Source organism: Leisingera sp. ANG-M1, assembly GCF_000813745.1.
Lineage (GTDB): Bacteria > Pseudomonadota > Alphaproteobacteria > Rhodobacterales > Rhodobacteraceae > Leisingera.
In genome coordinates, this window is record NZ_JWLC01000011.1 from 75,076 (window position 1) to 86,668 (window position 11,593).

At 65.9% G+C, this 11,593-nt stretch carries 10 protein-coding genes; 3 read left to right on the forward strand and 7 right to left on the reverse strand.

Annotation, left to right across the window (positions count from 1 at the left end):
* Positions 1-99: 99 nt before the first annotated feature.
* Positions 100-1,308, reverse strand: a complete 1,209-nt coding sequence (locus tag RA19_RS10055; protein ID WP_039162151.1) for a glycosyltransferase — start codon at positions 1,306-1,308, stop codon at positions 100-102.
* 234 nt (positions 1,309-1,542) lie between these two features.
* On the opposite strand from RA19_RS10055, the gene RA19_RS10060 reads away from it, so the two are divergent.
* Positions 1,543-2,913 (forward strand): oligosaccharide flippase family protein, encoded by a 1,371-nt coding sequence (locus tag RA19_RS10060; protein WP_039162153.1) that lies wholly within the window; start codon positions 1,543-1,545, stop codon positions 2,911-2,913.
* Positions 2,914-3,047: 134 nt separating this feature from the next.
* Here RA19_RS10060 and RA19_RS10065 read toward each other — a convergent pair whose 3' ends face one another.
* The 4 genes from RA19_RS10065 to RA19_RS10080 all read right to left on the reverse strand — a co-directional run bounded on the left by RA19_RS10065 (position 3,048) and on the right by RA19_RS10080 (position 7,554).
* Positions 3,048-4,286 carry a chain-length determining protein gene (locus RA19_RS10065; protein ID WP_039162154.1) on the reverse strand — a complete coding sequence of 413 codons (1,239 nt, stop codon included), beginning with the start codon at positions 4,284-4,286 and terminating at the stop codon, positions 3,048-3,050.
* A gap of 106 nt (positions 4,287-4,392) precedes the next feature.
* The gene (locus tag RA19_RS10070; RefSeq protein ID WP_241479050.1) at positions 4,393-5,226 is read right to left on the reverse strand and encodes a CpsD/CapB family tyrosine-protein kinase; all 834 of its coding nucleotides are present in this window, start codon (positions 5,224-5,226) and stop codon (positions 4,393-4,395) included.
* Between the two features lie 150 nt (positions 5,227-5,376).
* Positions 5,377-6,060 carry a sugar transferase gene (locus tag RA19_RS10075; RefSeq protein ID WP_446720271.1) on the reverse strand — a complete coding sequence of 228 codons (684 nt, stop codon included), beginning with the start codon at positions 6,058-6,060 and terminating at the stop codon, positions 5,377-5,379.
* 483 nt (positions 6,061-6,543) lie between these two features.
* Positions 6,544-7,554 (reverse strand): AraC family transcriptional regulator, encoded by a 1,011-nt coding sequence (locus RA19_RS10080; RefSeq protein ID WP_039162156.1) that lies wholly within the window; start codon positions 7,552-7,554, stop codon positions 6,544-6,546.
* A gap of 440 nt (positions 7,555-7,994) precedes the next feature.
* On the opposite strand from RA19_RS10080, the gene RA19_RS10085 reads away from it, so the two are divergent.
* Positions 7,995-8,837: a 2-dehydro-3-deoxygalactonokinase gene (locus RA19_RS10085; protein WP_039162157.1), complete on the forward strand. Its 843-nt coding sequence runs from the start codon at positions 7,995-7,997 to the stop codon at positions 8,835-8,837.
* Positions 8,838-9,057: 220 nt separating this feature from the next.
* Here RA19_RS10085 and RA19_RS10090 read toward each other — a convergent pair whose 3' ends face one another.
* Positions 9,058-9,858, reverse strand: coding sequence for a TIGR03084 family metal-binding protein (locus RA19_RS10090; protein ID WP_039162158.1), 801 nt, complete (start codon positions 9,856-9,858; stop codon positions 9,058-9,060).
* A gap of 100 nt (positions 9,859-9,958) precedes the next feature.
* Positions 9,959-10,972 (reverse strand): hypothetical protein, encoded by a 1,014-nt coding sequence (locus RA19_RS10095; protein WP_039162160.1) that lies wholly within the window; start codon positions 10,970-10,972, stop codon positions 9,959-9,961.
* Positions 10,973-11,333: 361 nt separating this feature from the next.
* Here RA19_RS10095 and RA19_RS26970 point away from each other — a divergent pair.
* The coding region (locus tag RA19_RS26970; RefSeq protein ID WP_039162162.1) for a hypothetical protein at positions 11,334-11,593 on the forward strand (260 nt) is incomplete at its 3' end.

The following is an 11,593-nucleotide window of genomic DNA, read 5'->3' on the forward strand; positions in this document are numbered from 1 at the left end:
CGGCCTTGGGCCAGGCTCAGCGCCGCAGGTGCTGAGCCTGGCCCAACGGGAGCGGGGCATTGTCAAATGCACCGGCGACGGGCGGGAGAGCTCCGGGAATTATTTCGCAACAGCCGCGCGGAAATGCGCAGCCAGTTTGCCGGCCTCAGCAGCGCTGTCGTGGCGCTCCAGCACCCGCAGCCGGCCGGCCTGGCCGATGTCCCGCAGGTCTTCCGTCGCGGTGCTGCCAAGCCCGCGCATCGCAGCGGCCAGCGCGGCCGCATCACCCGCAGGCACCAGCCAGCCCGTTTGCCCAGGCACCACCAGCTCCGGCGTGCCGGCGATGAAGGTGGCAATCACCGGGCGGGCGGCGGCCATTGCCTCCATCACCACCATCGGCAGGCCTTCAGCAAAAGACGGCATCACCAGCGCGTGGGCGCGGGCAAGTTCGTCCCGCACCCCCTCTTCAGACAGCCATCCGGTCAGAGTGATGTTCTTCTCCAAGGCCTGATCCTGGATCGCAGCCTCCAGATCAGAGCGCATTTCACCATCGCCGATCAACGACAGGTGCACTTCCGGCACGTCCTTGACCAGCTGAACCATCGCTTGAACCAGCACCATCTGGCCCTTCTGCTCGACAAAGCGCCCGATCGCCGCCAACCGCAATGGGCCCTCCGGCAGCGCCGCCGGATCCGCAAACCGCTCTGGCTCAATGCCGCAATGCACCACTTTCAGACTGTCCCATTTACCAAATTCCGCCCAGCGGCTGAGCTGGCTTTTGCCGAAACTGCTGACCGCCACTGTAAAGGCCGCACGGTTGATTTTCTCACCCAGCGACAGCGTGTACGGCGCGTCAAACTCCTCTGGCCCGTGCACGGTGAAACTGTAGCCCGGGCCGCCCAAAGCCTGCGCCAGCATCGCCACCGCTGCAGAGTTGGTGCCGAAATGCGCGTGCATGTGCTGCACGCCCTCCGCGGCGCAGCGCTGTTTCACATAGGCTGCCTCGCCCAGGTAGATCAGATGCCGCAGGATGCCCTTGCCCGACGCCCGGGCCAGTTTCAGTGCCAGCTTCAAGGCTTGGGCAAACCGGGAGGGAGATGCCGCTGCGGCGCGCATCAGAGCCGCCAGCAAGAGTGCGGGCCCCGCCTGCAGCACGTATTCGGTGCGTACGGCCTCGGCCTGGTCGCCGGGATCAACCAGAGCCGCTTCAGAAGGCCGCATCGCCAGACGGGTGATTTCCACCCCCTGCGCCTCCAGCGCCTGCAGCTCGCGGCGGATGAAGCTGTGCGAGGGCTGCGGGTAAGTGTTCAGGACATAGGCGATTTTCAACGTTGCAAGTTCCGTGCAAAGGCAAAGACTGGCGGCAGGTTAGCGGCGGAATTGCGGCTTGCCCAGCACCCTGATCCGCTTGTCCCGCAGCCGTGGAGAATGCGGCACAGCGCGCAGGATTGTCTTGCAGTTTCAGACTTCTGAACAGGTTTGCCCGCAGTCCTGGCCGGTTTGATTGACGCCCTTGCCCCGCCCCCCTAGCCTTGAGCCGGATCAAAGGGGAATGCGGGACACATGCAGCGGGTTGCAGCACTATTTGCAGGCCAGGGGATGATGGCGCGGGTGCTGCGGTCCGCCTCCTGGCTGATGCTGGGCTATGGCGGCAGCCAGGCCTTGCGGCTGGCCTCGAACCTGATCCTGACCCGCATCCTGTTCCCCGAAGCCTTTGGCCTGATGGCGCTGGTCACGGTGGTGACGGTGGGGCTGTCGCTGTTCTCGGATGTCGGCATCGGGCCGTCGATTGCCCAGAACAAGCGCGGTGACGACCCGGACTTTCTGGATACCGCCTGGACCATCCAAGTGATCCGCGGTTTTGGCCTGTGGGCCGCAACGGCGCTGCTGGCCTGGCCTGCGGCAGCGTTTTACGGCGCGCCGGAGCTGCTGCTGTACCTGCCCATTGCCGGCACTGGGCTGGCAATCGCCGGTTTCAACCCGACGCGGATCGAGACCGCGCACCGGCATTTGCTGGCGGGGCGGGTCACGGCGCTGGATCTGGGTGGCCAGGTGATCGGACTGGCGGCGATGATTGCCTTGGCGCTGGCCACCCAGTCGGTGATTGCGCTGGTGCTGGGCGGGGTGATCCAGGCGGCGGCCAAGCTGTGCTTATGCCACTTTGGCCTGCCGGGTGCCGTGAACCGCTTCCGCTGGGAGAAGGCGGCGGCAGGTGAGCTGATCCACTTCGGCAAGTGGATCTTCCTGTCCACCGCCTTCTGGTTCCTGACCTCGCAAGGCGACCGGGCAATTCTGGGCAAGTTTGTCTCGCTGGAAGTGCTGGGGATCTACAATATCGGTTACTTCCTGGCGAGCTTTCCGATGCTCTTGGGCCATGCGGTGAACCAGCGGCTGATGATCCCGGTCTACCGGGACAAGCCCGCGCGGGAAGCGCCGGAGAACCTGCAGCGGCAGCGGCAGCTGCGGGCCGGGCTGACCGCAGGCATCCTGGGAATGCTGCTGGCAATGGCCTGGATGGGGCCTTGGCTGGTGCAGATCCTGTATGACGACCGCTACGCCCAGGCCGGGCCGATGATTGTGCTGATTGGGCTGGCGCTGGCGCCTGCGGTGATCACCATGACCTATGACCAGGCGGCGCTTGCGGCGGGAGACAGCCGCGGCTTCTTTATGTTCTCAGCGGCGCGGGCCTGCCTGCAGACAGGTCTGTTTCTGGGCGGCGTGGCCTGGTTTGGTCTGCCCGGCGGCATTGCGGCGCTGGGGCTGGCGATGCTGGCGGCCTATCCGGTGCTGGTGCGGCTGGCGCGCAAGCACCACGTCTGGGACCCGCTGCATGACGCGGGCTTTGCGCTGCTGGCGCTGCTGGCGGGCGGCGCGGCGTTGAGCTGGCATTGGGTGGAGGTTGCAGAGATGGCAGCGGATTTGGGTGCATCCTAACCCCAATCCGGGAGGGCAGCGCCTCACCTCGGGTGGGCGCGAAACGCCTTCGTCACGCTGAAAGCATGCCTCCGGCATAACCGGAATGTCAGGCTCTGCCCGGCCGATCAGCCGTGCGGAAGTTCACAAGATTTCTAGGCCTTCCGCCGAAACAACCCTCGGCGCGTCCTTGTGTCCATGACCGGGACCGAGACCACAGGCATCAGCCCGGTTTCCCGCTCCATCTGCCTGGCGGTGCGCAGCACGGGGCGGCGCAATTCCAGCAGGAAGGCAGCCAGCAGCGACAGGATCAGGCTGGCGGCCGCGCCCATCAGCGCCTTGGTCTTGCGGGCGCCGGTCACCGGGTAGTCCGGTAAAGGCGCCGGTTCGAGCACCGTGAGCCGCTCGGCCTGGCGGGTGGTTTCCAGGCGGAAACCGACTTCGGCCTCGTTGCGGCGGGCGGTCATCTGGCCAAGCTCCCCCTGCAGCTGTTCCAGGCGGCGGTCATAGGCGCCCAGCTGGCGCTCGACCTCGGGGGTGGTCTGCAGCGAGGCTTCCAGCTCTGCCTTGCGTTCGGTCAGCAGCGCCTCCTGTGCGTCCAGAGTGGCCAGCTGCTGCCCGGCCTCGGCCTGCAGACGGCGCGCGGTGGCGGGGCGTTCGGTGGCCTGGGCCTGATCGGCGGCTCGGCGGATCTCGATGCGCTCGCGGGCGATCTCCAGGAGGCCTTCGTTCATCGCCGCAATCTCGGCGCGGCGGAATTCGATGGTGCCCGGCAGCGTCACGTCATTGGCGTTGCGATAGGCGGCAATCTCATCTTCCAGTGCGGCAACCTGATCGGCCAACGCGGCCTCTTTCTCGGCAAAGAAGCTGAGCGTTTCGCGGGCCTGATCGATCCGGGTGGCAGTGCTGAGTTCGATGGTGCGGCGGCCGAATTCGCGGGCAACCTGCTGGGCCTGTTCGGCGGTAGGCATGCGGGCGGTGATGGTCAGCACCGAGATGGTGCCATCATCAGCAAAGCCTTCCCGTGCTGCAGCAACCCCGGTGATCCGCACCGACTGGCGCAGCAGGGCCACCTTTTGCAGCGGGGTGAGCGCTGCCATGTCCGCGTAAAGGCCGAATTTTTCGATAATTTCCAGCACCGAACCGCGGGCCATCAGGCGCTGTTCGATCAACTGCATACGACGGGCAGAGGAACCTTCGACGGTGGATTTGGCGAGCTCTCCGGCGATCTGCGGCTGGGTGATCTGCAGCACCTCGGCGGTCTCATATTCATGCTGGCGGCTGGCGGCGAACCACAGCGAGCCAAGGCAGCCCAGGACAAACACGCAAAAGATGGTGAACAGCCTGCGCCGCACCATGTCCAGGAAGTCGCCCAGTGAATAGATCGGACCCATCTGTCTGCTCTCTTGCCCCGGCCAGTATCCGTCCGGTCGCCGTTTCCATTCTGTTGCCTGGATCTTGACCACAGCAACCGGGCAAAACTATGGCGCCCTTTGCGCCTTAGCCCACCGGACTGTCCGCGCGGCGGGCACGGTTCAGCACCACACCCAGAAGCTGGGTATGGCCTGCCAGCATCTTTTCGCAGGCGGCCAGCTGAGCGGCGGTGGTGGCGGTGCCGTCCGAGATCAGCAGCACCCCGTCCACCAGCGGCAAGACGGCGGCGGTGTCATCATGTTCCAGCACCGGCGGCAGGTCGAAGATGGCGGTATCGGCGCCGGAGCGCAGCATCATGTCGTCCAGCGCAGCGGCGCAGCCGCGGCCGTGCAGCAGTTCGGCGGCGTCCTGATCGGCGGCGCCGTTCAGCGCCACGGCCAGCGACGGCATGGGACGCAGCAGGAGGTCCTCCATCGGGACCGAACCGGAGAGGAAGCCCGCCAGATCGCCCTGGGGCTGCATCCCCAAAGCCCGTGCCACACCGGGGCGGCGGAAGTTCATGTCCATCAGGATAGTGCGGCTGCCGGGCACCCGTGCCAGGCTCAGCGCCAGGTTCACGGCCGAAAAGGTGGTGCCGCAGCCCGCTGCGGGTCCGGTCACCGCAACCCGTTTCCAGCCGCGCTCTTTCAGAGTGTGCAGCAGGCGTGTGCGCAAGAGATCGAAGGATTTGGCAGCCGGGCCAGCCCGGAAACGGCTGACCAGCGGCAGGCCCGCCTGCTCCTGCGCGGCACTGTCAAAAGGAAGCTGGCGGATCCGGTCCCAGGGTTCCGGCAAGGGCGCGGGCAGTTGCGGAGCTTCCTGCGCAGTCAGAGGCCGGGAGGGCGCAGGATCAGCTGACGGCGCGGCGGCGGCCGCCGGAACCCGGCGGCGGCGGAAGCGCTTAAAGCCCTGCTCGCTCATTCTGGCCTCGTCTCCTTGTTGCAGGCCTTGCGCCGGGCTGGCAGCAAAGGCCCCTGATACCGCAAAATGCTTCACAACCGCGTTCCCCGCAATGGCCGGCTGATCCGCTAAAGCCGCCATGCAAGCGGTCCGCAGCGGATCAGACAAAGGTTAATATCCCGTCCCCTTCACCACGACACCCGCGGTGCGCCAGATCAGCGCCAGGTCCAGGCCCAGCGACAGGCTGCGCTGATAGTCGAAGTCCGCCCGCACCCGGCTGCCAAAGCCGGCCTCGTTGCGCACCGAGACCTGCCAGATGCCGGTGATGCCCGGGCGCAGTGCAAAATAGGCACGCGCGTCGCCGTACAGCGGCAGCTGCTCCGGCATCATCGGCCGGGGCCCCACAAGGCTCATATCGCCCCGGGCCACGTTCCACAGCTGCGGCAGCTCGTCCAGCGAAGTGGCACGCAGCAAGCGCCCGACCCGGGTGATGCGCGGATCGTTCTTGAGTTTCTGGGTCTCGTCCCATTCCCGGCGCAATGCCGGATCGCTGTCCAGATAATGCTGCAGCAGCGCGTCGGCATCGCGCACCATGGTGCGCAGCTTGAGAATGCGGAAGGCCTGGCCGCCGCGCCCCAGCCGCGCCTGGGTATAGAAGGGACGCCCCCCCTCGATCCAGAGCGCAACCGCGCAGAGCGCAATCAGCGGCAGCACCAGCGGCACGCTCAACAGCACAAGGAACAGGTCCAGAAACCGCTTGCCAACTGCCGCATAGCTGCCAAGCCCGGCCGCGGCCGGCGCCTGGCCGGCCTGCGAAATCCCCTGTAAGGCCGCATTCAAATTGGCCGGCTGCATGCGCAAGGACGGCATCGGGCCGGCGGCCTCTGCCGGCCGCCTGCCTTGAACCTCAACCTGCACAAAAGACAGCCCCGCCCCTCCGGGAACCATGTCTTTCATTCCAATACCCCCGCTCTTCCGGCCGCAAAAACAACCGGACAGCCGCCCCCCAGGCCGGCTGATCACTAAACCGGTGCTCCGCTGCCCGCAGGGCGCGGCGCACCTGAACTGATTTTCAGCTTCGAAACGGGGCGCGCCCCCACGCGCCCGCGCATTTTTTCCTTGCCGCTCAATCCCCTGGCGGCTGTGCAAACCTGCACCCAACCCTAATTAGGGCAATTTTAGGAAAATGCGCGTAAATTGTGAAAAAACTGCGGCGAATGCCCGAAATAGTGCAAACGCAAACGCCCAGCCGGAAACAATTGCACCACCCCAGCGGAATTGTCCGCAAAACGGGAAAAAGCCGCCAGAATCGTTGGGGTCCCGCGCCTGACGCTGGTGTCAGCCGGCCCGGAATTGCCCCGGGCTTTGGCCTGTCCAGCGCCGGAAGGCCTCGCTGAAACTGCTCAGCCCGGAATAACCGAGCAGAAAGGCAATTTCGGCCAGGGCCAGTTCGCTTTCCCTCAGATAGCGGATAGCCATGGCTTTGCGCAACTCCTCAAGAATGGTGAAATAGCTGGTGCCGGCCTGCGCCAGCCTGCGCGACAAGGTGCGCGGGCTCATCCCCAGATCCGCCGCGACATTGCCCAGCGTGGCGGTGCGGGACGACAGGCGGGCGGACACGGCCTCTTCGACCTGGGCCGTAAGGCCGGAGCCCTGGCGGCCGCGCCCGTCCAGCAGCTGGTCGCCATAGGCGCGCAGCAGCCGCAGCAGCCGCCGGTCGGCGCTGGCCAGCGGCAGCTCCAGATCTTCCGGCTTGAATACTATCTGGGAGAGCGGAGCGCCGAACTGCACCGGGCAGCCGAAATATGCCTCCATGCCGGCGGTGCCGCTGCTGCGGCGGTGGCTGAAAGCAACGCTGCGCGGCTCGATCCTAAGCGGCGCGGCTTCCCGCAACGCCGCAAAGAACAAGGCCGTCAGGAACTCGATGTACTGATAGGCCTCCTGGCCGCCGGCCGCCCGGCAGTCCCATGCAAAGGCGCCGTGCGAGGCAAGCCGGGCGGTGTCCAGCTCCCAGCCATCGCTCATCACCGCACCGTAGCGGGCCAGGTTGCGCAGGAAGCAGCCTGCGGACGGTGAGGTCCGGGCAATATACCCCAGCAGCCCGGCCGTGCGCAGGTCGCTTTCGCAACCGAGGCGGAAGCCGAACAGCGGATCGCCGGTCAGCTTTGCCGCATGGGCGAAGAAGCCCGCGACATCAGAAAACGGCGCGACCGGCTCTTCCTGCTCCAGCAAGGCCTCCCCCAGCCCTGTCCCGGCAAACACTTCTGCAGGCGCATGGCCCTGCTCCAGCAGCTGGCGGGCGGCCAGCTGGGCGAAGATCGCGTTATGGGGGACCGGGGTCTCTGGCATCTGTGCTGTGCCTCCTAATGAATTGCACGTATCGGTTTCTGGCAGTGTTCCTTGTCGTCGTCGGGATGGTCCGGCAGGCCGGGCGGGCAGGAAGGGCAGCAGTCCGCCGTGTTCCGCGGCCAGGCCCGGCGGCACGCCGGGGCGGCGTGCCAGTTGCACGGTGCAGCCTTTCTGCTGCGCGGCAGCCCGGCGGAGGAATGCTGGTCCGAAGCCGGCTGCCGCCCTTATACTAATGGAATTTTTCCGCCTGGCGCAGGGCTGCGGGGCCTGTCTTTTGCACAAATCGCGGGCGCTTTAGCCTATCGCGGGCATACTTACGGCGCATACCCTCTCCTAACGGGTATTTGCGCCGGTCCCGGCGGCCGGGACAGCCTCTTGCCCGGATGGGGAATCAGCGCCATAAGCGGTGCCGACGCGATGGCAGAACAGATGAGGATCCCATGCGCCCTCCCCGCAACAGCAGCTGGCTGGCCATAAATCAGGATGGCAACAGGCTCACCGCCTGGGAGATGACGGGCACGAGTGCTGGGCAGGCCCGGCAGCTGCAGCTGCAGGACAGCGGCCCCGCCGCCCTGGCCGCGGCTGTGCGGCAGATGCTGGCAGGCGAGCCGCGCCCGGTGCTGCTGGGCGGCAGCCCGCTGGCGCCGCTGCAGACGGTGCCGGTGCCGCTGGCAGAGCTGCCGCTGGCAGAGCTGCAGGTGGAGGGTCTGCCGGTCCATGCGCTGCCCGGGCTGAGCCAGGCGGCGCCTTGCGCGGTGCTGCGCACCGCATTGGCGCCGCTGGCCGGGTTTTTGCGGCTGAACCCGGAGTGGGACGGGGTCGTTTGCCTGGCAGGCCAGACCACGCATTGGGTGCAGATAAGCGCCGGTGAGGCCGTAAGCTTCCAAAGCGCGATGACCGGCCGGCTTGTGCAGGCAGCGGCACAGGGCACCGGGTTGAATACAGCTGGTGACTGGGCGCAGGCGGAGCTGGCGGAGGCAGTGGCGGACGGCCTGGCCAAACCAGAGCTGCTGGCAGCCAGGCTCGCCTCGGTTCAGGCTGCGGCAGGCCTGGGGCAGATCGCTGAAAACACAGCGCGTTCACGGATCTGGGGCCTGCTTCTGGGAGCCGAACTGGCGGCAGCCCGCCCCTATTGGCTGGGTCAGAACCTGGCGCTGATTGCCGAAGCCCCGCTGCAGGGACTCTATGCCGCCGCACTGGACGCCCAAGGCCTGCCGGTGACTTTGGCAGACCCCCGCCGCATGGCGCTGGAGGGACTGGCCCACGCCTGGCCCAGCAACTGATCCTGGACAGCATGACGCCGGGCCTAGCTGCCCTGCGGGACCGGTTCGCCTGCACGCCAGCGAGGGGCTCCCGCGCCTGCAGGTGCCCCGGTTGCGCCGCCGCCCCTTGGCAGCCTTGGGCGTGGCGCCGCGCTATGGCGCGGCGCCACGCCCAACGGGCACAGGTCTTCCGCAGGAAGGCCGAAGCCGGGCGGGAGTGCTCCCTGCCCAGCGCGCCGGCTTAAGGCCTGGTTCTGAACCGGCTGCCGGGGGCGGGAGGCTGTTCCGGCGGACCCGCGAAACACTGGGCGATGCGCATCCAGCCTTCCGCCGCCGGTCCTGCCGCCTGCAATGCGGTATCTTCTATGTTGCGCACTTGGGCCGCAACCTGTGCGAACTCAATTGCTGTGCCCTTTACGAAGTTTCCCTGCTGCGGCGCATTCCATTCCCAGACCGCTCCGGACGGACCGGTCAGCTGCACAAAGGGAGCCGGCTCCGGCACCGCCAGGCCGCGGTTGCGGAAGCTCCAGCCATAGGTCGCCACACCCAGATGCGCGATGTTGCGGATGCGGTCCTGCTCCTGCCGTTTCAGCCCCAGCAGATCAAAGACCTCCTGGCCATGCGCCCAGGTCTCCATCTGCCGCGCCGTCACCGAACTCAGCGCGCTCATATCCGGGCCGATCCATTTCAGCCGCGCCTTGGGGTCCGCATCGGCAAAAGCACCAGCACAACGTTCCGCCCCCTGCCTCCAGGCCGCAAACAGCGCCCGCCCCGAAAGCCCGTCCAGCCAGGGGAACTGGCACTCAAGTATCGGCTTGCCCGCCTGCATGTCCCGCAGCACCGGAGCTATGAAGGCCGCAAAGGCTTCCTCCCCCCGCAACGATGCCTCCGCCGCCGCATTGAACAGATGCAGATGGCCCAGCACGTGGTCGATGGTCCAGCCCTTGAACTGGGTTGCCCGGTGGAACGCGGCCTCGGGCAGATCCTCCAGGATTGCCGCCAAAGCGCGGCTCTCGGCGCGGAAATCTTCGGCCTGCTGCATGGTCTCTCCCTTTTGCGTTCTGCAAACAGGATAGCGGCCCGGGGCGCCTGCAAGGAACCCGGACCGCACGTCACATCAGCGGAACCCCGGGGAAAACCCGTCAGCCCTCAGACATCGCAGTAAAGGCCTTGCCGGCAGCTTCGAAATTGCGGCTGAGCGGCGCGGTGAGCCTGGATTGCGCGGCGTAATAGGCGCCGGTGCGGCACAGCTGCGCGGCAAATTCCGGGTGCACACCTGCATCGTCGAACTTGCGCACTTTTTCCTGAGTCAGCCAGCCGCGGCTTTTCACTTCTCTCTGGATCAGCTCCAGCCGCTGCACGCAATGCAGCGCAGTATAGGCCGAGAGATACTCCAGATAATCGCCGATCCCGTGGCCGCAGTTGGGGTCGAAGGTCTCGATCATCACATCAGCCATCTTGTCAGGCGCGATGGGCCAGGTCTCGTCGCCGATCAGCCAGGCGAAATCCTCGGCGCCGTGGCGCAGGCCGGCATATTCGAAATCGAACCAGCGGACAAAACCGTCCTCGCCGATCGCCGCATTGCCCGAGCGGCAGTCCCACTTCAGAAACTGCGCACCGGGATGTTCCATGTATTCCGCCACCGCCGGGTAGTCGAACTCATCCGGGATGCCCATGGAGTAAGCCTCCAGCGCCTCGACCGAACTCACGAAATTGCGGATCCAGCTGCGGTTGGCGCCCAGATGCGGCAGCACAGTGTGCAGCTCGGTTTTGCGGGCGGCGGCCTGGATGCGGAAGATCGCAGCGCAGGCCTCGGCCGCCAGCTCCAGCTGGTCGCCCTCTTCATGCTCGATGATTTCCTCGCTCAGCCGGATCGCACCGGTGTCGGACTGGAACAGCACATCGTTATGCACGCCCAGAACCTTCGGGATGTCGTCGCAATGGGGCGCCAGCTGCTCCAGCACAAAGGCCTCAAGATGCGTGCGGCGGAAATTGGCGCGCAGGGTGGCAATCGCTGTGCGGTCCTTGAAATGCAGCCGCAGCGAGGAACGCGATTTGCCGCCCGGAGCGGTGATTTCCACCGGCTCCTCGCCGAGAACCTCCCAGGCTGCGCCCGCGATATACGCGGTGCGGTCGTCAAATCTGCCATCAGCCATAACGTGCTTCCTTTCCCAACCCGCCGCGCAAAACAGGCGCAGCGCACCCCTGATCCCTTAACGCTTTAGTTGCGAATGAAGGCGTTTTTCGGGACAGAATTGGACAATTGCAGCCCACGGTTCCTTGATTCGCCTTCCGCGCGGCGCCCACTGGCCACGCAATTGAGCTGGAACGCAGCACAATTAGAGTCCGGTCCGCGGAATTGTTTCCAATTGCTGATCCGCAATATGGAAATTTGACTAAAATGTGCCGAAAAATTGGCCCTTTCCGCCTGCTTTCTTACTCTTGTCCAATGCGCAGGTGCGGCCTGTCCAAAGCCGTTGCGCGACTGTGATTCAAGGTTTTTCCGGGGGGTAGAGAATGGGTCGGGGACATTATTCATGGGGCTGGGGCGGCAAACAGGCTTGCGGCGGCAAAAGCTATTACAACGGCGGGGTGCAAGGCGGGAATTTCAGCCGCTGGTATGACGGCCACTTGTCGGACCGCTATGGCTGGAAAGGCAAAGGCTACAAGGCCTGGCGGGAAGAGCGGGAGAAAGACGAGGACGGAACCGGAGGCACCAAGGGGACTGACGGCACCAGGGGTTCCGATGGCACCAGGGGTTCCGGCGGCACCAAGGG

Bases quoted from the DNA above. Each gene is read 5' to 3' on its own strand.
- RA19_RS10060 (WP_039162153.1), top strand. From the start codon at position 1,543: ATGCAGCGGGTTGCAGCACTATTTGCAGGCCAGGGGATGATGGCGCGG.
- RA19_RS10065 (WP_039162154.1), bottom strand. From the start codon at position 4,286: ATGGGTCCGATCTATTCACTGGGCGACTTCCTGGACATGGTGCGGCGC.
- RA19_RS10070 (WP_241479050.1), bottom strand. From the start codon at position 5,226: ATGAGCGAGCAGGGCTTTAAGCGCTTCCGCCGCCGCCGGGTTCCGGCG.
- RA19_RS10075 (WP_446720271.1), bottom strand. From the start codon at position 6,060: ATGCAGCCGGCCAATTTGAATGCGGCCTTACAGGGGATTTCGCAGGCC.
- RA19_RS10080 (WP_039162156.1), bottom strand. From the start codon at position 7,554: ATGCCAGAGACCCCGGTCCCCCATAACGCGATCTTCGCCCAGCTGGCC.
- RA19_RS10085 (WP_039162157.1), top strand. From the start codon at position 7,995: ATGCGCCCTCCCCGCAACAGCAGCTGGCTGGCCATAAATCAGGATGGC.
- RA19_RS10090 (WP_039162158.1), bottom strand. From the start codon at position 9,858: ATGCAGCAGGCCGAAGATTTCCGCGCCGAGAGCCGCGCTTTGGCGGCA.
- RA19_RS10095 (WP_039162160.1), bottom strand. From the start codon at position 10,972: ATGGCTGATGGCAGATTTGACGACCGCACCGCGTATATCGCGGGCGCA.